We start from the raw sequence: 24,620 nt of genomic DNA, 5'->3' as shown, positions 1-24,620 counted from the left end.
GCGCCGGGAAGAAAACTGCCGCTGCGTCAGTCGGGCTGTTCAGTTTCCAGTCGGCGGCGGGGAAGCAGCCGGCGGGGGCGCCGGCTTTCGCGCCTTGGCGAAGGCGTAGAGCGGCAGGAGGGGGCGCAGTTCGGGGCCTATCCACATCTGCGGCTCCGACGGCGGGGTCATGCCGGTGTCCACTTCCTTGCGGGCCACGCAGGCCTGCACCGCACGGCCCAGGGCCACGAAGTCGCGGGCCTTGCCGATCTCGGCCAGGAAGCAGTCGTCGAAATAGGGATAGCGATCGCTTTCGCCGCAGCCGAACGAAGTGCGGTCCGGACGCGCGGCGGTCAGGATCATGCGGTCGTCGCGCTCCAGCGCCGGCACGAACACGCCCGAGAAGCAGGCCGAGATCACCACGATCGAGGGACGCCCCGGGCAGGCGCCGTCGACCATGGCCGCCAGGCGCGGCGGGCGCAGGACCTTGTCGCCCATGACCACGCCCTCGGGGGCGCCGTGCGAGGTGATGTAGACGAGGCACCCGGCGGGAGAGGCTTCGGCGGCAGAGGTCAGGCCCGCCTGGATCGACTTGGGATCGGACGCCGCCACGCCTTGTGACGGGTAGCGCTTGGGGCGCGTCGAGAACTGGGCCGGGGCGGGGAAACCCAGGGCGGTCAGGCTTTGGGAGACGTCTCGGCGGGCATTGTCGAAGGCTTCGGTCGAGCCGCCGGAATGGGCGCGGAAGTCGCCGGCCACGACCACGGCGGCCCAGCGATCGAAGGGGCCTTCGGCATGGGCGGGCGCGATGGCCAGGAGAGCCAGCAGCAGGCCGATCAGAAGGCTCGCGGTCCGGCCCATTGGCGCGCCTATTTCTTGAACTTGGCGAAGGGCGTCGGCAGCGCCGTGCCCGTCGACGTGGCCAGCAGCCGGCCTTCGGCGTCGTAGAGCTCGCCTTCCATGAAACAGACGGTGCGTCCCCACTTCACCACCCGGCCGACGCCGCGCAGCGGACCGGGCATGGCCGGTCGCAGGAAGCTGGTCTTCATCTCGAGGGTGGGGACCACGTGCGTCATGCCCGAGGTGATCAGTCCGGCCACCGACATGCACTCGTCCAGCATGGCGCAGACGAAGCCGCCCTGGACCTGGCCCATCGGATTGGCCAGCAGGTCGGCGCGGGCGTCGAAGGCGATCTCGACGCGCCGCTCGGCCTGACTGACGGCGATGAGCTTGAAGCCCAAAGTCAGGGCGCTGGGCGGCGCGTTCTTCGAAGCGGTGAAACGCGCGAGGATCGCCTCGTCGGTAAGAGCGCTCTTCTCCTCCGAGACGACGTCGTTCAAGGCCTACTTCTTCCGGAACTGGTCGAGGGAGATGATCTTGGGGGCCTCGTCGCCGTCGGCGGGGGGCGGGGTCGGCTCGGGCTCCGGCTCGACGGGCGCCGGCTCGATCTCGGGCGCCTCGAACTGAAGGGCGAACTGCACCGACGGGTCGTAGAAGCGGGTCACCGCCGCGTAGGGGATCGACAGGCGCTTGGGCTGGCCGCCGAACTTCAGCGTCACCGAGAAGAAGGTCTCGCCCGGCGCCAGGTCCCAATACTGGTGCTGCAGGATGATCGTCATCTCGTCGGGATACTTGCCCAGCAGGTCCTGGGGGGCGGAGACGCCGGCGGCCTGGGTCTTGAAGGTGATGTAGAGATGGTGCGGCTCGGGCAGGCCGCCGGGCGCGGCGGCCTTCTTCAGCGCAGCCTTCACGACGCCACGCAGGGCGTCCTGGGCCATGGCCTCGTACTGCATCAGGTCTTCGGTCGGAGGAGTGCGGGCCATGGGTCTTCGATTAAGCAAAAACGACAAATCCAGCGGCCAGCGTAACCTGTCGCGGGCCTGTGGCAAAGGCGCCCGTATACGGTAGCGGCGTACAAATTTTCGAGGGTGACCGGCAGCGTCGAAAAGCGAAGGAATTCCGTCGCCGAGCGCCAAGAAGCTGCTCCGATGGAGAGGAGGCGTGATCCACATTTCCGGAAAGTGGAGGGATTCTGTTGCCAGGCTCCCTCCGGGCCCCGCCTAGGGATCTGAACCCCTAGGACTTAAGAGGCGAATTCACCTGCACCGCATTACGCAGCGACGGCGAACTCTTCAGCGAAGTTATCGTTCGCATTTAGTTTAAAGGCCCGAAACGGTGGGCCAAGCCGAGAGAAAGCAAACACCTTTACACGTCTGTCGATGCTGATCGGCCCCATGCAGTCCCGTGATAACTCGGGAGAGATTTGGTGGAGCCGCCGGGAATCGCACCCGGGTCCAGTCCGCTTATTACGTGCGCGTTTATCCCCATAGTTCGGCCGAAGCCGGACGAACTCAATATAGGCCCTCGGGCCGGCGGATGGAAGGGGCGCGGCTAAACCGTCCCCAGGCTGAGGCGGCCGTCGGAGAGGCGGCCAGTGACCACGGCGCCGTGGTCCTCGAACAGTTTCAGGGTTTCGCCGACCAGGACGTAGGCGCCGGTGAAGACGCTGTCGGGATTGGCGTGGACTTCGACGAAGCGGCCGTCGGGGCGCAGCTCCAGGCTGAAGCGGCCATCGGGCGAAGACCAGACGCCGGAGACGGGGAGGTGGTCGATCATCATGGCAGGATCCTCCAGGTGGAAGCGGACGAGAGCAGGGCGGGCAGGGCGGCCATCGCGCAAGCGCCGGCCCACAGGGCGACGGCGAACCAGCGTGGCGCCGCCGTCGCGCGACGGGGCATGTGGCGGGTCATGGCCAGGCTTTGATTTGGGGTTTGGTTTTGGGGGAGCGCCGCAGGGGAGCTACGGCGGAACGAGGCCAATATGACCCGGCCGGCTGTCCAGCCGGTAGAGCGATGCTCCGGGTTGATTGCACGATCCTGCGGATCTGCGGTCAGCGAGGCTCGGGCGTGGCGGGAACGGGGGGCGGCTGCTCGGCGGGCTCGGGCTCATCCTCGGCGACCGGAACGGCCGGCGGCTGCGGGCGGCTGGATGTTCCGGCCTTCAGCTGGCCGCCCTGGGCCTTGAGGTCGGCATAGGCCGCGGCCTGGCGCGAGAAGTCGCCGCCGCGCGGCAGCACCGCGTCGAATAGCGGATCGCGGCCGGTCGCCGCACCGACGACGGCCGACAGCACGCCGGCGATCGAGCCGACCTCGGCGTCGTCGCAGGCGCGGCGCAGATGGCGGGCCTGGCCGGGAACCAGCAGGGTCACGTCCCACGACACCCCGTCGACGCAGACGCCCTCGACCGCGCCGCCGCCGTAGTCCACGATCACGCTGCGGGGCTGGCTCCAGGTCGGATCGCCGGCCAGGGCCTTGAGCGCGGCGATGCGGTCGTCGGGCAGTTCGGCGTTGATGTCGACGCGCCGGCCGATCTCGGGGGTGCAGCAGCCAAGGCCCGCGCGGGCCTGGACGAAGGCGCGGCCGTCGCGGCGGACCGTGACGCGCACCACGGCCTGGCGCACGCCGCGCGCCGGTCGGGCCCAGGCCTCGAGCACGAGCTCGCCGCCGCGCACCAGCTGGGTCTGCAGCGGCTGCAGGCCCCACAGGCGATAGAGAAGGGGATCGACGCCGTTGTCGATCGGGACCGGCTGCTCCTTGCGCCCCAGCCGACGGCCGGCCAGCGGGTCGACCTCGGACGAGGGGCGAGGGATCTCGTTCGACCACCAGACCGCCGGATCGGGCGGCGGCGCGGGGGCGGCCGGAACGACGGGCGCGACCGGCTGGGCCTGGGCCGCGAGCGCCAGGGCTCCCGCGAGAATGGCCGGTCCGATCACGCCCATGCGGCTTACATCCCTTCGAAGCCCCGCTCGATGGAAAGGACGCCGGTGCGGGAAAGTTCCACCAGGCCCAGCGGGCGCATCAGGTCGAGGAACTTGTCGATCTTCGACGGCGCGCCCGAGATCTCGAACACGAAGCTTTCCAGCGTGGTGTCCACCGGCTTGGCGCGGAAGATGTCGGCGATGCGCAGGGCTTCGACACGTTCGGGGCCCGAGCCGCGAACCTTGACCAGGGCCAGCTCGCGCTCGACGCCGTTGGGGTCGCGGGTCACGTCGTGCACGCGGCGGACGTTGACCACCTTGTTCAGCTGGGCTTCGATCTGGTCGAGCACCTGGCGCGTGCCGCGGGTGACCACGGTGATGCGGCTGGTGTGGGCCTTGCGGTCGGTCTCGGCGACGGTGAGGCTCTCGATGTTGTAGCCGCGCGCGGCGAACAGGCCGACCACGCGGTGCAGCACGCCCGGCTCGTTGTCGACCAGCAGGGCGAAGGTCGCGGTCTGCTCGGCCTGCTCGTTCGGGCTGAGGTCGTAGGCCGAGGCGGGGGCGGGTTGGACGTTTGCGGTCATGGCGTTTCCGTCGGTGTTCTGGGTTTCAGTCCCAGGATTCGAGCCTGGGGATCATAAAGCACGGCGAAGGCCTGGAAGGGCAGGGAGCCGGCGGAGATTCTGTTGCGTGGCTGGCCCTTGCCGGCCCGGATAGTTACTCGCGAGGCTTGGTCCTGGTCGGTGACGAAGGGCATGGCGACCGCCGCGCCAGGACGTCCCATGGTCAGCCGCGCCTTCGTGCCGCCCGGCCAGGCGACGGGTTTGGCGTCTCCGCCGAGGGCCACCTCGACCACCGGCGCGCCGCTGTCGAGCAGCATCGGGCCGCAAAGCGAGGTCTCGCCGCCGGCCTTGACCACGCAGCCCGGCACGGCGTCGTGGAAGCCGCCGCGAAGATCGGCGAAGGCGGGATCGAGCGGCAGGGCGGTGAAGCCGGTGGTCTCGTCCGGGGTCGGGTTGAGGATCAGGCGTCCGGGCTGGTCGGATCCGGCCTTGGGCAGTTCGATGATCCACGAGCGAGCCATCGCCTTCAGCGGATTGGCCGCGTCGGCGTCGCCCATGTTGGTTCCGAGGATGGCGACGAAGCCGTTCTCGCCGCGTCCGCCGATCCGATACCTGTCGGCCGCGACCTCGCTGACCGGGCAGTCGGGACGTTCCTGAGCGCAGGCGGCCTTGTCGATGCGTTGGAAGACGAAGTCGTCGGGCGTGCGCGTGGCGCCCAGGGCGATCGCGGCCCTGACCGGAGGGCCGGAGAAGCGCGCCCCGGAGGTGTAGCCGTAGTTCTGTTCGGGCCCGGCCGCGGGAAGGGCCTTTGCCGACGGATCGACCGCGAGCACCCGCAAACCCGTCGAGCCGGTGTCGAGCATGGCCCGGATCGGCGCGCCTCCGGCGATCGACAGCTCGACCCAATAGCGCGGCGCGCCGTTGGCGAGCACGCTCTGCTGGATCGGGATCTCGACGCGCGGCTGGGCGAGGGCCGCCGAAGCGGCCATCAGGGGCAGTGCGGCGATGAGAAGCGTGGCGCGCATGGACGACTCCGGACGAGTCTGAAGAGCAGGCCTTGGATGGCGCCCGGCGTCTAGACCAGACCCGCGCCCTCTTCGCCGATGACGCTGCCGATGTCCTCGACCTCGCCCATGATCATCTCGTTGTGGGCCTTGCCCGAGGGGATCATCGGCAGGCAGTTCTCGTGCTTCTCGACGCGGCAGTCGAAGATCACCGGCTTGTCGCTGTTGATCATCTCCAGGATCTTGGTGTCCAGTTCGGCCGGGTCCGAGCAGCGGATGCCGACCGCGCCATAGGCCTCGGCCAGCTTCACGAAGTCGGGCAGGCTGTCGGAATAGGAGTGGCTGTAGCGCTCGCCGTGCAGCAGCTGCTGCCACTGGCGAACCATGCCCATCCATTCGTTGTTCAGGATGAAGATCTTGACCGGCAGGTCGAACTGGATCGCCGTCGACAGCTCCTGAATGCACATCTGGATCGAGGCTTCGCCGGCGATGTCGACGACCAGGCTCTTGGGGTGGGCCAACTGCACGCCCAGGGCGGCGGGCAGGCCGTAGCCCATGGTGCCCAGGCCCCCGGAGGTCATCCAGCGGTTGGGCTCCTCGAAGCGGAAGAACTGCGCGGCCCACATCTGGTGCTGGCCGACTTCCGTCGTGATGTAGACGTCCTTGTCCTTGGACAGTTCGTACAGGCGCTGGATGGCGTACTGCGGCTTGATGACCGTGTCCGAGCGCTTGTAGGCGAGGCACTGGCGGGCGCGCCAGGCGTCGATCTGGGCCCACCAGTCGGTCAGGGCGGCCTTGTTCGGCTGGTGGCCGGCGGCCTTCCAGGCCTCGATCAGGTCTTCAAGGACGCTGCCGGCGTCGCCGACGATCGGCAGGTCGACGCGGACGTTCTTGTTGATCGACGAGGCGTCGATGTCGATGTGGATCTTCTTGCTGCCCGGCGAGAAGGCGTCCAGGCGGCCCGTGACGCGGTCGTCGAAGCGCGCGCCGACGCAGATCATCACGTCGCAGTCGTGCATGGCGTTGTTGGCCTCGAACGTGCCGTGCATGCCCAGCATGCCCAGCCACGCAGGATCGGCGGCCGGGAAGGCGCCCAGGCCCATCAGGGTCGAGGTGACCGGCGCGCCGGTCAGGGCCTGGAACTCACGCAGAGCCTCGCTGGCCTTGGGACCGGCGTTGATGACGCCGCCGCCGGTGTAGAAGATCGGCCGGCGGGCGCCGGCGATGATCCGGGCGGCCTCGGCGATGCGGCCGGCGTCGCCCTTGATGCGCGGCGAATAGGCGTGGCTGGAGGCGACTTCCGTCGGGCCGTAGTATTCGCCCTTGGCGAACTGGACGTCCTTGGGGATGTCGATCAGCACCGGGCCCGGGCGGCCGGTGGTGGCGATCTTGAAGGCCTCGTGGATGATCTGCGGCAGGTCGCGGACGTCTTTGACCAGGTAATTGTGCTTGGTGCACGAACGGGTCATGCCGACCGTGTCGGCTTCCTGGAAGGCGTCGGTGCCGATCAGGTGGGTGGGAACCTGGCCGGTGATGACGACCATCGGAATCGAGTCCATCAGGGCGTCCATGATGCCGGTGATGGCGTTGGTCGCGCCCGGACCCGAGGTGACCAGGACGACGCCCGGCTTGCCCGAACTACGCGCATAGCCTTCGGCGGCATGGGTCGCGCCCTGCTCGTGGCGGACCAGGATGTGCTGCAGGCGCGGTTCGTGGAACAGCGCGTCGTAGATCGGCAGGACCGCGCCGCCCGGATAGCCGAACAGCACTTCGACGCCTTGATCGACGAGGCCGCGGACCACGATCTCGGCGCCGGTCATGGCGCGGTTCGCGGAGTCTGCGGGAGCGTTGCTCTCGATGGTCTGGTGGGCGGTCATGGCGCAAGTCCCGGATGGACGTGAAACTGGGCTTTGGAGGCGGCGGAAAAGAAAAAAGGCCCCGAAGGACCTTTGTGCGCGCGACCGATCTATCAACGTGACTTCGAGGTCACGCCGTGAACGGCCGCTCCATAAGTACGATCATGGTGGTGCGCACGAGTGTTGCTCCAAATGGATGATCGGGGAATGCCATGCTCGCGGAGGGGCGTCAAGGCGCGGTTTGACGCAAGAAACGACCCGTGGCGCGGCGGCCACGGACGTCTGCGCGCCAGTTTCAGCCCAAGGTTTCCAGCAGCAAGGCAAGAGCTTGCTCCGCGAAGCGTCGCATGTTGCTCTCGCGGTCCTCGATCCCGGTCTCGACGGTAAGACTGACCTCGCGCGCCGCGCTCACCGCGGCCACGCAGCAATGGCCGGCGGCGTCTCCATATCGATTGCCCTCGGGACCGGCCGCACCGGTCTCCGACAGGCCCCAGGTCGCCTTCAGGTTCTTGCCGGCCACGCGAGCCAGCAGCAGCGCATAGGGCTCGCTGGCGGAGCGAAGCCCGTCCATCGCCTTTTGCGGGATGTCCAGCAGGGTGAGGCGCGCCCGGGCGGTGTAGACGACCGCGCCGCCGACATAGAACTTCGATGCGCCCGGCACGGCCAACAGCGCTGACGAGATCATGCCGCCGGCCGAGCATTCGGCCACGGCGACGGTTTCTCCGCGTTCGATCAGGCGTTGGCCGACGGCGGCGGCGAGACGGGCGAGTTCGGTCATGTGGAGGCTCTGGCTGGAAGGCGGGAAACAGTTGTCGCGGCGGGCCGGGCGGTGGTGAGCGCCGACGTCGCGGAGGTCGTGCGAAGCTTCAACGGGGAGCCACCCTGGTCCAGTCCGCCGTCTGGTTCCGGAACCAGGTGAGCTGGCGCTTGGCGTAGCGCCGGGTCTCCTGGCGCGCGGCGTCGAGGGCCTGGTCGAGGCTGGTCTCGCCGCGCAGGTGGGCGGCCAGTTCGCGATAGCCGACGGCCTTGAGGGCGGGCAGGGCCGGGTCGAGGCCCCGCGCCTCCATAGCCGCGACTTCCTCCAGCGCGCCGTTCTCGACCATGACGCCCAGCCGGGCGTCGCAACGCGCATAGAGTTCGGCGCGGGGCGGATCCAGGACCGCGCCGCTCCATTCGCCGGGCTGCAAGGCGGGCCGGGTGTCGGCCTGCCAGTCCGAGAGCGCGCGGCCCGTGGCCACGGCGACGGCATGGGCGCGGACCAGGCGCTGGCGGTCGCCGCTCTCGATCCTGGCCTCGGCGGCGGGATCGAGCGGGCGCAGCAGGTCGCGGAAGGCCGCTTCGCCCTGGGCCGCGTAGAGCAGGCCGGAGATCTCGCGCTGGCTCTCGGGCACCGGCGGCACGTCGGCCAGGCCGTGGGTGAGGGCGCGGAAATAGAGGCCGGTGCCGCCGACCACGATGGCGGGACGACCACGGGCGGCGATGTCGTGCAGGGTCCTGACGGCCGCCGCCTGCCAGCGGCCCACCGACCAGCCCTCGGCCGCATCGGCGACGCCGAACAGATGGTGCGGGGCGCGGGCTTCTTCCTCGAGCGAAGGCGCGGCGGTCAGCACCCGCAGCCCGGCATAGATCTGCATCGAGTCGGCGTTGACGATCTCGGCGCCGGTGCGCTCGGCCAGGTCCAGGGCGTAGGCCGACTTGCCGCTGGCGGTGGGGCCAGCGATCATCCAGACGCGCGAGTCGGGGGCAAAGGGTGTTTCGACGGTTGCGTGGGGGGCGTCACGGTCCATGAAGCGTACATACATGATCGCGGCGGCGATGGTCGCCTTCCTGACGGCCGGATCCGTCCAGGCCGCCACCACTGAGACCGCCAAGGCCAAGTCTCCGCCCGCCGCCGCCCAGGCGACGCCCGCGCCGGCCGAACTGACCTCGCGGGAGAAGGCCGGCTGCGGCGCGGTGCTGGTGATCCTGGGCAAGGTGGCGACCAGCTATCCGCAGCTGTTCGCCCAGAAGGGCCAGGACGGGCGCGGCGCGCAGTTCATGCTGGAGGCCTTCGGCGCCAAGGGACGCATGATGATGGACGAGGCCTTCGAGGACGGCGCCGAGCAAGGCGTGAAGCCGACCAAGGTCTATGAGGACGGCCTGGGTTTCCTGTTCGAAAGCGTCAAGCCCGAGCCGGGCGAGAGCAACGAGGCCGCCGGCAAGCGGGCCGCCATGGCGCTGCTGCAGCGCTGCACGGGCATCAGCCCGAACTAATCCGGGTTGACGGCGGGGGGCGACTGGCTTAGCCGCCCCGCCATGCACGTCCTGACCCTCGTCGGCCCGGAGGCCGAAACTCTCGCCGCCGCTCTTGCGCTGGGCCAGATCGTTCCGCTCGGCCCGAACGCCGTGGACGTGACCTTCGAGGGCGACGCCGCCCCGGTCCGCGAGCGGGTCATCGCCGCCATCGGCGACAAGCCCGTCGACTTCGCGATCCAGCCCGTCGAAAATCGCCGGAAGCGCCTGCTGATCGCTGACATGGACTCGACGATCATCAACGTCGAATGCCTGGACGAGCTGGCCGACTTCGCTGGCGTGAAGGCTCAGGTCTCCGAGATCACCGAGCGCGCCATGCGCGGCGAGTTGGCCTTCGAGGGCGCCCTGCGCGAGCGGGTCGGCATGCTGAAGGGGCTTTCGACCTCGGCGCTGCAGACCTGCTTCGACGAGCGCGTGCGGCTCAATCCCGGCGCCGAGACGCTGGTCAAGACCATGGCCGCCCACGGCGCCCGCTGCGCCCTGGTCTCGGGCGGCTTCACCTTCTTCACCAGCCGGGTGGCCGACGCCGCGGGCTTCCACCTGAACCGGGCCAACACCCTGATCGAGCAGGGCGACGCCCTGACCGGCGAGGTCGGCGACCCGATCCTCGGCAAGGAGGCCAAGCTGGCCGCCCTGAACGAGGAGACCAGCGCCCTGGGCCTGACCCCGGCCGACGCCCTGGCCGTGGGCGACGGCGCCAACGACCTGGCGATGATCGAGGCCGCCGGCCTGGGCGTCGCCTACCGCGCCAAGCCGATCGTGGCCGCCCAGGCCCATGCCAAGGTCGACTATGCCGACCTGACCGCGCTGCTTTACTTCCAGGGCTATCGCGCCGAGGAGTTCGCACAGTGAGCTTCCCCCGCCGTGTCGAGGCGGTGGTCTTCGACATGGACGGCCTGCTGCTCGACACCGAGACCGTCTATCGCGCCGCGATGATCGATGCGGGCCAGGCGTTCGGCGTGCCGGTCACGGCGGCGACCTACGCCTCGATGGTCGGCAAGACCAATCCCGAATGCGCGGTGATGCTGCGCGACCTCTATGGCGAGACCTTTCCCGTCAAACCGTTCTTCGAGCGGCTGTGGGCCGACGTCGAGTTGCTGCTCGAGGCCGAGATCCGGCTGAAGGACGGGGTGCAGGAGATCCTCGACCACCTGGACCACCTGGGCCTGCCGCGGGCCATCGCCACTTCGAACGGCCTGCCGGCGGTGGAGCGGTATCTGGGCCGCTTCGATCTTCTTCCCCGGTTCCACGCGGTGGTCGCCCACCACGACGTGACGCGCCACAAGCCGCACCCGGATCCCTACTTGCTGGCCGCCCAGCGGCTGGGCGTCGATCCGCTGGCCTGCCTGGCGCTGGAGGACTCCCACCCCGGCGTCCGCGCGGCTCACGGGGCGGGAATGATGACCATCATGGTGCCCGACATCCTCGATCCGACCGAGGAGATGCACGAGAAGTGCGTACACATCGCCGACAGCCTGCACGTGGTGCTGGACCTGCTGAAGCGGGCGGGGTGAGGCAGATGCTCCCCCTGAAGGGGGAGCTGTCGCGAAGCGACAGAGGGGGAGGAGATAGCGGCGCCTCCGGGCGCTCCGACCTCGTCAGATATTTCCCCCTCCGGCCCTCCGGGCCACCTCCCCCTTCAGGGGGAGGATTTTGGGGTCAGCCCCCCGGACCTTTCTCGAAATACTTGAAGTAGGCGCTGTCGGGCGACAGGACGAAGGTGGTGTCGCCCTTGCCCATCGACTGCTCGTAGGCCTGCATCGAGCGGTAGAAGGCGGCGAAGGATGGGTCGCGGCCGAAGCTGGAGGCGAACAGCTGGGCGCGCTGGGCGTCGGCCTCGCCTCGGATCTTCTCGGCTTCCTCGTAGGCGGTGGCGACGATCTCGCGGCGCTGCTGCTCGCCGATGGCGCGCAGTTCGGCGGCCTCCTGCTTGCGGGCCGTCTGCATCCGCTCGTAGACGGCCTGCTGGTTCGGCTCGGGCAGGTCGGCGCGCTTGATGCGCACGTCGATGATCTGGATGCCGAGGTTGGAGCCCTTGACCTGGCGGGCGACCTCGTCGCGGATCGCGGCCATGATCTGGGCGCGCTTGCCGGCGATCACGTCGCCGGAGTCGGCGCGGCCGATCTGCTCGCGCAGGGCGGCGTTGACGATGCGATCCAGGCGGTCGCGGGCCACGGTCTCGCTGCCGAGCGCCCTGAAGAACTGGCGGGTGTCGGAGATCCGGTAGCGGACGAAGGCGTCGACCACCAGCTTCTGCTGGTCGGCGGCGGTCACTTCCTCCTGGTTGGCCGACAGGTCGATGTTGCGCTTGTCGAAGCGCAGCACGTTGTCGATCGGCGACTTCAGGTGCAGGCCCGGCGAGGTGACCACGGCGACGGGATCGCCGAAGCGCACCACCAGGGCCTGCTGGCGCTGGTCGACCTTGTAGACCGTGGTGCTGACCAGGATCAGCGCGCCGACCGCGGCGACGCCGGCGGCGATCAGGGGCGTGTTGCTGGCGGGACGGCTCATCGGGCGACTCCGTCGCTGGCGGCAGGGGCGGAGGCGGCCGGGGCCACGGGCCTGGCGCGGAAGGTGTCCGACGGCAGGATCACCGGGGCGTTGGCGCCCTTGTTGTCGACGATCACCTTGTTGGAGTTGGCCAGCACGCGCTGCATGGTCTCGATGTAGAGGCGCTCGCGCGTCACGGCCGGCGCCAGCTTGTATTGGTCGTAGACCTGATTGAAGCGGGCTGCGTCGCCCGAGGCCTCGCGCACCACCTGCTCGCGATAGCCCTTGGCCTGCTGGATCACCTGGGCGGCCTCGCCACGGGCGACGTTGGCGGCCGACTGGGCGTTCTGGGCCGCGCGCTGCACGTCGCGGAAGGCGTCGACGACCGGCTCGGGGGCGTTGGCCACCTGGATGCGGACACCCTCGATATGGACGCCGATGTCGTAGCGATCGAGCACCCGCTGCATCAGGATGCGGGTCTGGGCCTCGACCTCGCCGCGGCCGTTGGTGAGGATCGGGGTGAGGGCGGTCTTGCCGACCACCTCGCGCATGGCGCTTTCGGCCACGTCCTTGAGCACGACGTTGGGCTCGCGGACGTTGAACACGTACTTGCCGGCGTCGGACACGCGCCACTGCACGGTGAACGACAGGTCGACGATGTTTTCGTCGCCGGTCAGCATCAGGCGCTCGGCCGGGACCTCGGCGCCGGGCACCCCGCCGATGTCGAGGGTCTGGATCGAGGTGACGGGCACGCGCTGCACGGCCTCGAACGGCCAGGGCAGGTGATAGCGCAGGCCAGGATTGCTGGTGCGGCTATAGGCGCCGAAGGTGGTGACCACGCCCTGCTGGTTGGGCTGGACGACATAGGTTCCGGTCAGCAGCCACAGGCCGACCACGGCGCCGGCGCCCAGCATGATCGCCTTGCCGCGGCCGGGGCCGCCGAAGGTGGCGCGCAGGCGCTCGGTGACGCGCTCGACCAGCTCGCTGACGTCGATCGGAGGCGGCGGAACGCCAGGCGGGCCGGAGGCGGGGCGGCGGCCGGGGTCGGACTTGTTCCGCCCACCGTCGTTCTTGTCGTCGCCCGGCGGGGGAGAACCCCAGGGGCCGGGTCCGGCGTTGTCGTTCCAGGGCATGGGCGGCGCTATCTTCCCGTCGCTCGTTCTTGCGGATGGCGGGGTTGTAAAAGCCCCCCCGTACGCGGATATGAGGACCCCCGCACGACAAGGCAAGACAAAGACGTGACCGCAAGTTCCCCAGCGACCCCAGAAGACGCCCGCGCGGCCCTCGACCGCATCGAGGATCCGGCCACTGGGCTGGGCCTGGTCAAGGCCGGTCTGGTGCAGGGATTGGTGGTGCGCGAGGGCAAGGCCGGCTTCGTCCTGGAGGTTCCAGCCGCGCGGGTCGGCGGCTATGGCCCGGTGCGCGAGGCGGCCGAAAAGGCCCTGGCCGCGCTGCCCGGGATCACCCGCGCCCAGGTGGTGTTGACCGCCCAGGCCCCGGCCGAGACCACGCGGGTGCGCAAGGGCGCCCGCGTCGCCGACGATCCGCAGGCCCAGGTCGGCCCGCCGCCGGCTTCGGAAAAGCCCGCTCACGTGCGCCATGTCATCGCCGTCGCCTCGGGCAAGGGCGGGGTGGGCAAGTCGACCGTTTCGACCAACCTGGCCTGCGCCCTGGCGGGGCTGGGCCTGAAGGTCGGTTTGCTGGACGCCGACATCTACGGCCCCTCGGCCCCGCGGATGATGGGCGTCGAGGGCGAGCCGACCTTCGAGGACAAGAAGCTGCTGCCGATGGAAGCCCACGGCGTGAAGCTGATGTCGATCGGCTTCATGGTCGACGAGGGCAGGGCGATGATCTGGCGCGGGCCGATGGCCTCGTCGGCGGTGCGCCAGCTGATCCACGACGTGGCCTGGGGCAGCGAAGCCGAGCCGCTGGACGTGCTGGTCGTCGACCTGCCGCCGGGCACCGGCGACATCCATCTGACCCTGGTGCAGAAGCTGCGTATCGATGGGGTGGTGCTGGTCACCACGCCACAGGAGATCGCCCTGATCGACGCGCGCCGGGCGGCGGCGATGTTCGCCAAGACCGCGACGCCGATCCTGGGCCTGGTCGAAAACATGGCCTTCTTCGCCGACCCCGCGACGGGCGCGCCGATCCCGATCTTCGGCTCGGGCGGCGGCGTGGCCGAGGCGCAGGCGCTGGGGACGCCGGTGCTGGCCCAGGTGCCGATCGAGATGAGCGTGCGCGAGGCCGGCGACGCCGGGCGGCCGGTGGTGCTGGCGGCGCCGGACAGCGCGGCGGCCAAGGCGTTCGTCGAAGCCGCGAGCGCGGTGTGGAAGAGCATTTCGCATTAGGGCGCCTGGAACCTCCCCTGTGGGGGAGGCGATCGCGGCGGCAGCGATCGGGATGACTTTCGGGCGTTTCGGCGGCTGAGAACGTCCCCCCACCGGCCTTCGGCCACCTCCCCCACAGGGGGAGGTTCTTGGCGCTCGGTCACACAGACCGTAACCCCTCACCCTCCCAGGCTTCGCCTGCGCCCCTCCCTCTCCCTCCGGGAGAGGGTCTTGTCGGGGCTTAGCTCGTCGGTCCCTGGGGCGTCGCCGGCTGGGCCGGTTGCGGGGCGGCGGGGACGGGGGTGATGGGATAGGCGGGCTTGCGCTTGCCCTTGGCGGCTTCGGGCGGGGCCTCCGCGGCCGGGGGAGCGTGGACGTCGGGGATCGGCTCGACGGTGGGGCCGACCACCGAGGGCTTGGGCTTAGGCGGCGGAGGCGGCGGCGCATCCTTGCCGCCCATGAACGGGAAGCGGCGCTTCTTGTTCTCCGGTTCGGGCTGGGCCTCGCCTCGATGCTGGGGCGTGGCCGGCGGCATGCAGCCGCGCGCTTCGCCCAGGCCTTTCAGATAGGCGCGGCGGACGGCGCCGGCGGCCATGGCCGACTGCACGAGGCGGTCGTGCTTCTCGGCGCCCGACAGCTTGCGCACCCAGCCGCGCATCGGGATCAGGTCCTGCGCGGCGCTGGCCATGGCGCCCAGGGCCGCGTCGCCGGCGGCCTTGCGGCCACGATCCATCAGGTCTTCGTCCTCGCCCGGCGGCACCTGGTCGAGGTCGACGCCCAGCGCCGCGTCGAGCGGCTTCACCAGGGCCGTCAGCTGGCCGCAGCTGGACGGTTGGGGCCGGGCGTAGGGGTCCTGCATGGCCTCCAGCAACACGGGCGGGATCTTGGTGCGCATCAGGTTGACGTCGCGCAGCGGGGCGGTGACCGCGCCGGAAAGGCCGTCCTTGTTGGCCTCGGAGGTGGTCTGGATCTTGTCGGGGTTCTCGACCTCGGCCGGAGATGCAGGGGCTTGGGGAGCGGGCTCGCGCGTGGTGGCGCAGGCGGCCAGCAGGGGCAGCGCGGCGGCGAGGAGGAGCAGGCTTCGCATGACTTGACCCTAACGCGCGAGAAGCCGTGTCGTCATCCGCCGTGTCGCGTGCGAATCGAACAGCCCCCCGAAGAGGTCGCGGAGGTTGCGGGGCGACTACGGCCTAGATTGGGCGGGCGGATGAACAAGGCGACGCCGGCCCCCGCTGGATATCCAGGTCGGGGCTGATTTCGTTCAGGTTTTCGAAGAAGAGTTTGGTGGGCCGGCTGGGATTCGAACCCAGGACCATTCGATTAAAAGTCGAATGCTCTACCACTGAGCTACCGGCCCGCTGTCGACACGGAAGGCCGTGAGAAGCGGCGCGGACCATAGTCGGGCGTCGGCTGCGTCGCAAGCCGGGTTTCGACCGAGGCTGTGGATGGGATTGCAATTAAATCCCACATGGTGAGCTTGTGTGGCGATATGTGAAATATCTTGCGTCCGTGCTCGTTCTTCGGGATGGTCCGGCGCAGAATGACGGCCGCGGGTCGCGGTACGAAGGGGGAGGCGAATCCGGGATGCAGCTCGCGCGACGCAGTGTTCTGGCCGGTTTGCTGCTGGCGCCCGCGACCGCCGCCACGGCGCTGGAGGCGCAGATGACGGCCCGCAGGTTCGACTTCACCGCCAAGCCGCGCGAGGGCTTCACGCCCGTCGCCGCCGACCGCCTGTACGACGCCGCCAGCGGCTACGGCTTCGAGCCGGGCGAGGGGCGGTCGTTCTCGGTCGCCGTTCCCGAGGGCGACTGGCGCGTGACGCTGGAAGTCGAGGGCGGCGCCGACCTGACCGTCAAGGCCGAGTCCCGCCGGCTGATGGCCGAGCAGATCCGCACCAAGGCCAAGGAGCGCCGCGAGGTGGTGTTCGTGGTCAACACCCGCGACGCCTCGCTGCCGCCGCCGCCCAAGAACGCGCCGGGCGGGACCGGCGTGATCCTCAATCCGCGCGAAAAGGGCACGCCCAACTGGGACGACAGGCTGACCGTCGAGTTCTGCGGTCCGGCCCCGAAGGTGGCGCGGATGATCGTCGAGGCCGCCAGCGTGCCGCGCGTCTTCCTGCTGGGCGACTCCACGGTGACCGACCAGCCGTTCGAGCCGGCCGCCGGCTGGGGCCAGATGCTGCCCAGGTTCTTCGCTCCGACGGTGTCGGTGGCCAGCCACGCCGAGTCCGGCGAGACCATGAAGTCGTTCCTGATGGAGCACCGGCTGGACAAGGTGCTGAGCCAGACGCGGGCCGGCGACTTCGCGCTGATCCAGTTCGGCCACAACGACCAGAAGGAAAACTGGCCCCAGACCTATGTGGCGGCCGACAGCACCTATCGCGACTACCTGCGGGCCTATGTCGGCGAGTTCCGGCGGCGCAAGGCGACGCCCGTGCTGGTGACCTCGATGCACCGTCGCCGGTTCGACGGCGAGGGCAGGATCATCAACACCCACGGCGACTATCCGGCGGCGGTGCTGGCGGCGGGCGCCGAACTGGGCGTGCCGGTCATCGACCTGGCGGCCATGAGCAAGGTCTTCTACGAGGCCCTGGGGCCCGTGCAGTCGCCCAAGGCCTTCGCCGACGGCGGCAAGGACATCACCCATCACGACAACTACGGCGCCTACGAACTGGCCCGCTGCATAGTGGAGGGGATCAAGGCCGGCGTTCCGGAGTTGGCGCGTCACCTGGCGGCTGACGTCGGGTCGTTCGATCCGGCCAGGCCCACGCCGCCCGACAGCTTCGTCATGGCTCCCAGCGCGGCCCGCAGCAATGCGGCCCTGCGCGGCAACTGACTTCTTGCGAGGTTCTCCGATGATCGACCGTCGATCCCTGCTGGCCCTGGCCGGCGCGACCGCCGCCAGCCCGGCCCTGGCCCAGACGACCCCGGCCGTGAAGCCGAGCCTCGAGATCCAGCCGATCTGGCCGGGCAAGGCCCCGGGCGGCGACAAGGTCACCGTCAAGGAGCAGGTGATCCTGCGCACGCCGGGCGGCGATCCCAACGACACGGCCTTCCTCAACATCACCGACCCGGTGCTGATGATGCGCCGGCCGGCAAAGCCCAACGGCGCGGCGATCCTGATGATCCCCGGCGGCGGCTACAAGCGCGTGGCGGTCAGCAAGGCCGGCGGGGCGATCGACAAGTGGATCGCCGACCAGGGCGTGACCGCCTTCGTCATGACCTACCGTCTGCCGGCCGACGGCTGGGCGGCGGGACCGGACGTGGCGCTGCAGGACGCCCAGCGGGCTATCCGCATCATCCGCTCGCGGGCCGGCGAACTCGGCCTGGATCCGGCGCGGGTGGGCGTCATGGGCTTCTCGGCCGGCGGGCACCTGGCGGGCCGGCTGGCCACCCAGTTCAAGCGCGACACCTATGCGCCGATCGACGCCATCGACACCCTGTCGACGCGACCGTCGGTGGCGGGGCTGTTCTATCCGGTGGTGACCATGCTGGCGCCGTTCGCGCACGGCGCCTCGATGAAGGAGCTGCTGGCGGGCGACGCTTCGGACGCGCGCCGCAAGGCCGCCTCGCTGGAGCTGGACGTGCCGGCCGACACGCCGCCGACCTTCATCGCCACCGCCGCCGACGACAAGGTGGTGCCGGCCGACAACAGCTTGCTTCTCTACTCGGCCCTGCGCGCGGCCGGCGTGCCCAGCGAGCTGCACATGTTCGAGAAGGGCGGCCACGGCTTCGGCGTGACCGGTCCGCAGGGCATGGACATGGGCTGGCCGCAGCTCCTGCCGCCGTTCCTGCGCCGCCACGGCCTCTACGCGTGATCTTCGACGCCGGGGATTTCGGCGCTGTCGGCGACGGCGAGGCGCTGGACAGCGACGCGATTAACGCCGCCATCCAGGCCGCGCGCGCGGCCGGCGGCGGGACCGTGCGGCTGCCGGCGGGACGGTATCTCTGCTTCTCCATCCGGCTGGCCAGCGGCGTGACGCTGAAGCTGGAGGAGGGCTGCGTGCTGGTCGCCGCCGATCCGGCCCGGCACGGCGGCGCCTACGATCCTCCGGAAGACAACCCGCACGACCTCTACCAGGACTTCGGCCACAGCCACTGGCGCAACAGCCTGATCTGGGGCGAAGGCCTCGAGGACGTGGCCATCGAGGGGCCCGGCCGCATCGACGGCGAGGGCCTGACCCGCGAGGGCCCCGGCTCGCGCTGGCGCAGGCAGGCGGGCGAGTTCCCGCTGAGCATGGTAGGCCTTTCGGCCGAGGCGATGGCGGAACTCGTGCCTGAGCGGGCGGCGATGATCGGTCAGGGCAACAAGGCCATCGGCCTCAAGCGCTGCCGCAAGGTTCGACTGTCGGGCTTCACGCTGGTCAGGGGCGGGCACTTCGCGGTGCTGGCCACCGGCTGCGAGGACCTGACGATCGAGAACCTGCTGGTCGACACCAACCGCGACGGGCTGGACATCGACGGCTGCACGCGGGTGCGGATCAGCGGCTGCCGGGTCAACACGCCCAACGACGACGCCATCGTGCTGAAGGCTTCGATGGCCCTGGGCGAGGCGCTGCCGACGCAGGACGTCGAGATCACCGGCTGCCACGTCTCGGGCTTCGATCCGGGCACGGTGCTGGACGGCTCCCTAGGTCGCGAGCAGCGGATCTCGCCCGACCAGGACCGGGTGACCGGCCGCATCAAGATCGGCACCGAGAGCAACGGCGACTTCCGGCGGATCCGCATCGCCGACTGCGTGCTGGAACGCTCGCGAGGGCTGGCGCTGGAGACCGTCGACGGCGGGACCATCGAGGACGTCGAGATCAGGAACGTGCGGCTGGTCGAGATGACCAGCTCGCCGCTGTTCCTGCGCCTGGGCGCGCGGCTGCGCGGGCCGGAGGGGACGCGGCCGGGCGCGCTGCGCCGGGTGAGCGTGAGCAACCTGGACGGCGAGGGCGCCTTCGCCGACCTGCCGGTGATTCTGGTGGGCCTGGCCGACCATCCGATCGAGGACGTGCGACTGGAGAACCTGGCCCTGTCGTTCCTGGGTGGGGCGGAAGAGGCGGGCGTCGAGCCGCCGCAGCTGGAGGACGCCTATCCCGAGCCGCGGATGTTCGGCGATCCGCCGGCCTGGGGCCTGTGGGCGCGGCACGTGCGCGGGCTGGAGGTGACGGGGCTGTCGCTGGATGCAAATGCCGACGCCCGCTCGCCGGTGTGGGTCGATGGCCGGCCGGTTGCGCCAGAAGCGCTGGCTCGGCGTCCGCACGGTGCGGCTTAGCGTCGCGAGACGCGATTAAACCGCGCGCGACGCGTCGATTTTAGCACCTTCGCCTCATAGATGAGCGACAAGGGGCGGGATCGAGCCGTTTCGATCCGGCGTGACGTCGACCCTGGGGCCATGTTTCTAGCCACGTTCCTGAGAACCGTTGCGACTGTCGTGCTGGCCGCGCTGATGGCCGTGACGACGGACTACTGCGTCAACATCCTGATCCTGAAGCGGGCCGAGGTCTTCACCCCGTGGATGACGATGGTCATCGTCGTCATCGTGGGCGGGCCGCTGTTCTATGTCCTGCACAGCCAGCGGCTGAAGCTGAAGGCCGCGAAGCTCGATCTGTCCCAGAGCCTGAAGATCCAGCGCCAGACGGCCGAGGAGGCCGAACGCCGGCGCCGCGAGGCCGAGCAGACCCTGTCGCGCCTGCGCGAGCACGAGTCGCTGTACCGCATCCTGGCCAACAACCTGACCGACGCGCTCTTGATGTGGTGGCCGGATGGCCGCCGCCGCTACAACTCGCCGGCCATCGAGCGGCTGACGGGCTACACCCCCGCCGAGTTCCTGGTCGCGCCCAACCTGCTGGGCGTTAGTGATGAGGACGGCGCCAAGGCGCTGGCGGCCATCCGCTCGCTGCAGACCCCTAGCGACAGCAGCACGCTGGAGTACCGGTTCCGCCGCAAGGACGGCGAGACGATCTGGATCGAGAGCACCTATTCGCTGGTGCCCAAGGACGAAGGCGGGGGCTTCATCGCCACCAGCCGCGAGATCACCGAGCGCAAGCGCCTGGCCGAGGAACTGGCCCGGGCGGCGCAGGAGGCCCAGGCGGCTGCCGCGGCCAAGGCCGACTTCCTGGCCAACATGACCCACGAGCTGCGTACGCCGCTGACGGCGATCATCGGCTTTTCGGGCCTGCTGCGGCAGTCGTCGGCGCTGGACGAGACCGACGCGCGGCAGGTGCGCCTGATCCACGAGGCCAGCAACACGCTGCTGGGCGTCATCAACGACGTGCTGGACTTCTCGCGCCTGGAGGCGGGTCTGGAGCTGGACGCCGAGCCGTTCAAGCCCTGCGACATCGCCCGTTCGGCCGCGGCCCTGATCGAGAGCCAGGCCCAGGCCAAGGGCCTGCCGGTGCTGATCGAGTTCGGTCCGGGCCTGACGCCGCTGCTGGGCGACGCTGCAAGGCTCAGCCAGGTGATGCTGAACTTCCTGTCGAACGCGGTGAAGTTCACCAGCGAAGGGCAGATCGTCATCAGCGTCGAGCAGACCCCGACGAACCTGGGCCAACGGCTGCGGATGGCGGTGCGCGACAGCGGCATCGGCCTGCCCGACGACATGCACGAGGCGGTGTTCGAGCGCTTCATCCAGGCCGACGCCGGGGTGGCCCGCCGGTTCGGCGGCACCGGCCTGGGGCTGGCGATCTGCAAGCGGATCATCGAGGCCATGGGCGGGCGCATCGGCGTCGAGAGCGCGCAGGGCCGCGGCTCGACCTTCTGGTTCGAGGTCGAGCTGCCGGTCACCGAGACCGTCGCCAACGACCTGCCCGTCGCGCCCCAGCCAGCGCCGCTGGAGCGGCCGGTGCGGCTGCTGCTGGTCGAGGACAACGCCGCCAACCGCGAACTGATCGGCGCGCTGCTGGCGCCGTTCGAGGTCGAGGTCGACATGGCGGTGGACGGGGTGGCGGCCGTCGACGCCTTCAAGTCCGGCAAGGCCTACGATCTGGTTTTGATGGACGTGCAGATGCCGGTGATGGACGGCCTGACCGCCACCCGCCGCATCCGCGCCCTGGAGCCGATGGGGATCCGGACCCCGATCGTCGCCATGACCGCCAACGTCCTGCCCGAACAGGTGGCTACCTGCATGGCCGCCGGCATGGACGACCACCTGGGCAAGCCGATCAATCCCTCGCGCCTGCTGGAAATGGTGGCGCGGTGGGGGCAGGCGCAGGCGGCTTAGGTCGGCGCAGACCCCCTCCGGCCCTCTGGGCCACCTCCCCCAGAGGGGGAGGATCTACGACGCAGATGCTCCCCCTCTGGGGGAGCTGTCGCGAAGCGACTGAGGGGGTAGCGCCACCCAAACAAAAACCCCCGCCGTTTCGGGCGGGGGGGCTGAGGCATCAGTTGATGTCCGGGATCTGGTCGCTGCCGACCGGGGGCTTGGCTTTCTCGCCGCGGCCCCAGAGGCGTTCGTACTTCCAGCCGGTGAGGTCTTCGACGATGGCCTTGGACTCCGGCGTCTCGGCCTCGGTCGCGCCGGCGCGCAGGCGTTCGACCTCGTGGACCAGGACCTCGTGGGTCTTGGCGTTGAGGCGGAACTTCCACGAGATCAGCATGCCGGTGACCATCACCAGGATCGGGCCGCCGACCATGATCAGCACCAGGGTGTGGATCGCCTGGGGCGTCTGCTGGACGACCTGGCCCTTGCCGCCCGAGACGAAGCCGCCCAGGCCCAGGAGGGTGGTGGTGAGCAGGATGGCGCCCGACTGGGCGATCTTGCGCACAAAGGTCATGACGCCGGCGAAGATGCCCTCGCGGCGCTGGCCGGTGACGGCCTCGTCGACGTCGGGCAGGTAGTTGTAGACGCCCCAGGGCACGAAGTTCAGCGTGCCGCGGCCCAGGCCCGCAAGGATGATCGGCAGGAACAGCCAGAGCAGGACCGTGGGGTTGAAGCCCGAACCGGCGGCGTTGAAGATGTTGCCGTGCAGGCCCTCGACGCCCGCGGCGAAGCCGGCCGGCTTGACCAGGTAGAAGCCCAGGAACAGCAGCAGGGCCGCGGCGACGAAGGTGATGGCCATGCGATAGGCCGCCGTCGGGCCGGTCTTGATGATGACCCGGATGGCGATCATCACCGAGATCAGCTGGGCGAAATACATCATCGTCATCGCCTGGGAGATCACCAGGGTCGAGCCGACCATCACCGTAGCCACGAACAGCGGGAAGGCGGTGTTGAAGATGTCCTGGCTGATATAGCCGCCCAGATACAGCGACAGGTGCTGGCGGAAGGCCTTGAGCTTCAGGGTCGAGAACAGGTCGCGGAACATGTTGACCGGGATCAGCGCCGCCTTGCCCCAGTCCATGGGCTCGGGCTGGATCAGCTTTTCGTCGTCGGTGTAGGGGCGCTCCCAGGTGAACAGCACCACCAGCACGACGACCAGGCTGAACAGGCCGCCGAAGATGGCCGCCATGATGAGGAAGGTGTTGGAGCTGTCCTTGCCGCCGAAGTTGTTGATGATCAGCGTGGGCAGGTACGAGGCCAGGATCGCCGAGCTTTGGGCGATCAGCATGCGGGCGCCCGCGAACTTGGCCTTCTCCTTGTAATCCTTCGTCATTTCCGCCGCGAGGGTTTCCCACGGGATCAGGAACATCGTGTAGACGAACTCGAAGAAGATGAAGGTCACCAGGTAGTAGGTGAAGGTCTGGCCCGACACGAAGATCAGGGCGAAGCTGGGCAGCAGCGGGATGGTCAGCAGCAGGAAGATCTTCCGCCGCCCGACCTTCCGGCCGATCCAGGTGTGGCGCAGGTTGTCGGAGATGTAGCCGATCAGCGGGCAGGTGATCGCTTCCAGCAGGCGCGGAAGGCCCAGGATCAGGCCGGTCTCGACCGGCGACAGTCCGCAGAAGGTGATGAAGAAGTAGGCCAGCCAGCCGGTGATGACGGCTTGAGCGCCGGCCCCCAGCATGTCGCCGGAGCCCCAGCCCCAATAGTTGATCCAGGACGGTTTGCGGGCGTCTGGCGTGGCCATGTGCGTCTCATTCCCAAGAGGAGGGGGTCTTGTCGCCCCCAAGTCCGGTCCGGTCGATCGACAGGACTGGGTAGTTCGAAGTGTCTGGCGTTTGAGCCGAAAACCTCGCCCTTCGACAGGCTCTGGGTGAGGTTTCTCTAGCGGCCGGGCCTATGGGTGGTCCTCATCCTGAGCTTGTCGAAGGACGAGGACCACGCAACGGACCGAAGTCAGCGGCCTAGATGAAGGCGCGCTGGAATTCGCCCAGAGCCAGCATGGCCAGCGACTGGCCGTACGGCATCGAGGTCAGCGGGATGTCCTTGTAGCCCTGGATCGTGTCGAACACCGGGGTGCCGAACGAGACCTGCTGCAGTTCGCCGGCGTCGTCGATGTTGGCCAGCACGCCCTTGATGGCGCGGATGGCGACAGCTTCGTATTCCTTGCCGATGTAGCGCTTGCGGACGGCCTTAAGGACGCCGTAGGCGAAGCCGGCCGTGGCCGAGGCTTCAAGGTACGAGGTCTTGTCGTTGATGATCGTGTGCCACAGGCCGGTTTCCTGGTCCTGGTACTCGGTCAGGGCCTTGATCTGGGCTTCCAGGGCGTCGATCAGGAAGGCGCGCAGGCCGTCGCCCGGCTTCAGGTCGAGCAGCTCGATGAATTCCGGGATGGCGATCGTCACCCAGCAGTTCCCGCGGGCCCACAGGGCGTCGGCGAAGTTGTGACGGCCCTCGAAGGTCCAGCCGTGGAACCACAGGCCGGTCTTGCGGTCGGCCAGGTACTTGATGTGGACCATGAACTGGCGCTTGGCCTCCTCGACGAAGTCGGGGCGGTCGAGCAGCAGGCCGATCTTGGCCAGCGGCAGCACGGTCATCATCAGCGTGTCGTCCCACAGCTGCTGCGGGTTCTCGCTGTTGAAGACGATGTGCTGGAAGCCGCCTTCCTCGGTGCGCGGACCTTCGTACATGACGTAGTCGGCCCAGGTTTCGAGGTAGGGGATGTAGGTGTGGTCGCCGGTGGCCTCGTACAGGTAGGCCAGGGTCAGGAACGGCGAGACCGTGTTGATGTTCTTGGTCGGGGTGCCGGCCTCGAAGCGGTCGGCGAACCACTTGGTCATGATGTCGAAGGCGCGCTCGTCGCCGTACATCTCGTACTGCTTCCACAGGCCGTAGAGGCCCACGCCGTGGGTCCATTCCCAGTCGTTCCAGCCCTTGGTGTCGATGACGCGGCCGTCGTCGAGGCGCAGCAGGAACTCGCCCGTCTCGTCGGTGATGTCGACGAGGTTGCTGATCAGAAGGGCGATCTTGGCCTTGACGTCCTTGGCCTCGATGCCGTGTGCGAGATTGGGCACGGTAGTCTCCTAAAGGGTAGGTCTTGAAGT

25 protein-coding genes, 1 tRNA gene and 1 other RNA gene are annotated in these 24,620 nt (G+C 69.2%); 8 read left to right on the top strand and 19 right to left on the bottom strand.

Annotation, left to right across the window (positions count from 1 at the left end):
* Positions 1–39: 39 nt before the first annotated feature.
* The 13 genes from ACODR1_RS13535 to miaA form a co-directional block, all read right to left on the bottom strand.
* Positions 40–840 carry a C13 family peptidase gene (locus ACODR1_RS13535; protein ID WP_488880908.1) on the bottom strand — a complete coding sequence of 267 codons (801 nt, stop codon included), beginning with the start codon at positions 838–840 and terminating at the stop codon, positions 40–42.
* An 8-nt stretch (positions 841–848) separates the two neighbouring features.
* Positions 849–1,319: a PaaI family thioesterase gene (locus ACODR1_RS13530; protein WP_116489465.1), complete on the bottom strand. Its 471-nt coding sequence runs from the start codon at positions 1,317–1,319 to the stop codon at positions 849–851.
* 3 nt (positions 1,320–1,322) lie between these two features.
* The gene (locus ACODR1_RS13525) at positions 1,323–1,802 is read right to left on the bottom strand and encodes an SspB family protein (protein ID WP_109099326.1); all 480 of its coding nucleotides are present in this window, start codon (positions 1,800–1,802) and stop codon (positions 1,323–1,325) included.
* Between the two features lie 197 nt (positions 1,803–1,999).
* Positions 2,000–2,365, bottom strand: a transfer-messenger RNA (tmRNA) gene (gene ssrA, locus ACODR1_RS13520).
* Between the two features lie 5 nt (positions 2,366–2,370).
* Positions 2,371–2,598, bottom strand: coding sequence for an Atu4866 domain-containing protein (locus tag ACODR1_RS13515; protein WP_488880907.1), 228 nt, complete (start codon positions 2,596–2,598; stop codon positions 2,371–2,373).
* Positions 2,595–2,729 (bottom strand): hypothetical protein, encoded by a 135-nt coding sequence (locus ACODR1_RS13510; protein WP_276308941.1) that lies wholly within the window; start codon positions 2,727–2,729, stop codon positions 2,595–2,597. The genes ACODR1_RS13515 and ACODR1_RS13510 overlap by 4 nt, the downstream gene beginning before the upstream one ends.
* A gap of 140 nt (positions 2,730–2,869) precedes the next feature.
* Positions 2,870–3,757 (bottom strand): hypothetical protein, encoded by an 888-nt coding sequence (locus ACODR1_RS13505; protein WP_488880906.1) that lies wholly within the window; start codon positions 3,755–3,757, stop codon positions 2,870–2,872.
* 5 nt (positions 3,758–3,762) lie between these two features.
* A complete protein-coding gene (gene ilvN / locus ACODR1_RS13500; protein WP_101717566.1) occupies positions 3,763–4,320 on the bottom strand; it encodes an acetolactate synthase small subunit in 558 nt (185 codons plus the stop codon).
* A complete protein-coding gene (locus tag ACODR1_RS13495) occupies positions 4,317–5,324 on the bottom strand; it encodes a hypothetical protein (protein WP_488880905.1) in 1,008 nt (335 codons plus the stop codon). Before ACODR1_RS13495 ends, ilvN begins: the two co-directional genes overlap by 4 nt.
* A gap of 50 nt (positions 5,325–5,374) precedes the next feature.
* A complete protein-coding gene (locus ACODR1_RS13490) occupies positions 5,375–7,180 on the bottom strand; it encodes an acetolactate synthase 3 large subunit (RefSeq protein ID WP_488880904.1) in 1,806 nt (601 codons plus the stop codon).
* A gap of 109 nt (positions 7,181–7,289) precedes the next feature.
* Positions 7,290–7,337, bottom strand: a complete 48-nt coding sequence (locus tag ACODR1_RS13485; RefSeq protein ID WP_370444040.1) for a hypothetical protein — start codon at positions 7,335–7,337, stop codon at positions 7,290–7,292.
* 117 nt (positions 7,338–7,454) lie between these two features.
* Positions 7,455–7,937 carry a CinA family protein gene (locus ACODR1_RS13480; RefSeq protein WP_488880903.1) on the bottom strand — a complete coding sequence of 161 codons (483 nt, stop codon included), beginning with the start codon at positions 7,935–7,937 and terminating at the stop codon, positions 7,455–7,457.
* Positions 7,938–8,025: 88 nt separating this feature from the next.
* On the bottom strand, positions 8,026–8,883 hold the full coding sequence (miaA, locus tag ACODR1_RS13475) for a tRNA (adenosine(37)-N6)-dimethylallyltransferase MiaA (protein WP_488880902.1): 858 nt from the start codon (positions 8,881–8,883) through the stop codon (positions 8,026–8,028).
* A gap of 61 nt (positions 8,884–8,944) precedes the next feature.
* Between miaA and ACODR1_RS13470 the strand changes: the two genes are divergently transcribed.
* From ACODR1_RS13470 to ACODR1_RS13460, 3 genes are read left to right on the top strand one after another with little or no spacing between them, the layout of a single operon-like run.
* Complete coding sequence (locus tag ACODR1_RS13470) at positions 8,945–9,412, top strand: hypothetical protein (protein WP_488880901.1); 468 nt, start codon at positions 8,945–8,947, stop codon at positions 9,410–9,412.
* 42 nt (positions 9,413–9,454) lie between these two features.
* Positions 9,455–10,303 carry a phosphoserine phosphatase SerB gene (gene serB / locus ACODR1_RS13465; protein WP_488880900.1) on the top strand — a complete coding sequence of 283 codons (849 nt, stop codon included), beginning with the start codon at positions 9,455–9,457 and terminating at the stop codon, positions 10,301–10,303.
* Positions 10,300–10,965: an HAD family hydrolase gene (locus ACODR1_RS13460; protein ID WP_488880899.1), complete on the top strand. Its 666-nt coding sequence runs from the start codon at positions 10,300–10,302 to the stop codon at positions 10,963–10,965. Before serB ends, ACODR1_RS13460 begins: the two co-directional genes overlap by 4 nt.
* A 145-nt stretch (positions 10,966–11,110) precedes the next feature.
* Here the strand turns inward: ACODR1_RS13460 and hflC are convergent, their stop codons facing one another.
* Together hflC and hflK are read right to left on the bottom strand one after the other, a co-directional pair.
* A complete protein-coding gene (gene hflC, locus ACODR1_RS13455; RefSeq protein WP_488880898.1) occupies positions 11,111–11,962 on the bottom strand; it encodes a protease modulator HflC in 852 nt (283 codons plus the stop codon).
* A complete protein-coding gene (gene hflK, locus ACODR1_RS13450) occupies positions 11,959–13,074 on the bottom strand; it encodes an FtsH protease activity modulator HflK (RefSeq protein WP_488880897.1) in 1,116 nt (371 codons plus the stop codon). The genes hflC and hflK overlap by 4 nt, the downstream gene beginning before the upstream one ends.
* A gap of 105 nt (positions 13,075–13,179) precedes the next feature.
* Here hflK and ACODR1_RS13445 point away from each other — a divergent pair, with 105 nt between their 5' ends.
* On the top strand, positions 13,180–14,292 hold the full coding sequence (locus tag ACODR1_RS13445; protein WP_488880896.1) for an Mrp/NBP35 family ATP-binding protein: 1,113 nt from the start codon (positions 13,180–13,182) through the stop codon (positions 14,290–14,292).
* A 220-nt stretch (positions 14,293–14,512) separates the two neighbouring features.
* Here ACODR1_RS13445 and ACODR1_RS13440 read toward each other — a convergent pair whose 3' ends face one another.
* Both ACODR1_RS13440 and ACODR1_RS13435 read right to left on the bottom strand, forming a co-directional pair.
* Positions 14,513–15,358 carry a hypothetical protein gene (locus tag ACODR1_RS13440; protein WP_488880895.1) on the bottom strand — a complete coding sequence of 282 codons (846 nt, stop codon included), beginning with the start codon at positions 15,356–15,358 and terminating at the stop codon, positions 14,513–14,515.
* 195 nt (positions 15,359–15,553) lie between these two features.
* Positions 15,554–15,628, bottom strand: a tRNA-Lys gene (locus tag ACODR1_RS13435).
* A 227-nt stretch (positions 15,629–15,855) separates the two neighbouring features.
* Here ACODR1_RS13435 and ACODR1_RS13430 point away from each other — a divergent pair.
* From ACODR1_RS13430 to ACODR1_RS13415, 4 genes are all read left to right on the top strand, one after another.
* Positions 15,856–17,106, top strand: a complete 1,251-nt coding sequence (locus ACODR1_RS13430; RefSeq protein ID WP_488880894.1) for a rhamnogalacturonan acetylesterase — start codon at positions 15,856–15,858, stop codon at positions 17,104–17,106.
* 19 nt (positions 17,107–17,125) lie between these two features.
* Positions 17,126–18,088 (top strand): alpha/beta hydrolase, encoded by a 963-nt coding sequence (locus ACODR1_RS13425; RefSeq protein WP_488880893.1) that lies wholly within the window; start codon positions 17,126–17,128, stop codon positions 18,086–18,088.
* A complete protein-coding gene (locus ACODR1_RS13420) occupies positions 18,085–19,530 on the top strand; it encodes a rhamnogalacturonidase (protein ID WP_488880892.1) in 1,446 nt (481 codons plus the stop codon). The genes ACODR1_RS13425 and ACODR1_RS13420 overlap by 4 nt, the downstream gene beginning before the upstream one ends.
* 120 nt (positions 19,531–19,650) lie before the next feature.
* Positions 19,651–21,477, top strand: coding sequence for a hybrid sensor histidine kinase/response regulator (locus ACODR1_RS13415; RefSeq protein ID WP_488880891.1), 1,827 nt, complete (start codon positions 19,651–19,653; stop codon positions 21,475–21,477).
* A gap of 160 nt (positions 21,478–21,637) precedes the next feature.
* Here ACODR1_RS13415 and ACODR1_RS13410 read toward each other — a convergent pair whose 3' ends face one another.
* Both ACODR1_RS13410 and bglB read right to left on the bottom strand, forming a co-directional pair.
* Entirely contained in the window at positions 21,638–23,263 is a 1,626-nt protein-coding gene (locus ACODR1_RS13410; protein ID WP_488880890.1) for an MFS transporter, read from the bottom strand.
* Between the two features lie 217 nt (positions 23,264–23,480).
* Positions 23,481–24,590, bottom strand: coding sequence for a beta-galactosidase BglB (gene bglB / locus ACODR1_RS13405; RefSeq protein WP_488880889.1), 1,110 nt, complete (start codon positions 24,588–24,590; stop codon positions 23,481–23,483).
* Positions 24,591–24,620 lie beyond the last annotated feature (30 nt).

The sequence above is a fragment of the Caulobacter sp. FG7 genome (assembly GCF_057808875.1).
This window is presented reverse-complemented; position numbering and strand designations above follow the sequence as displayed.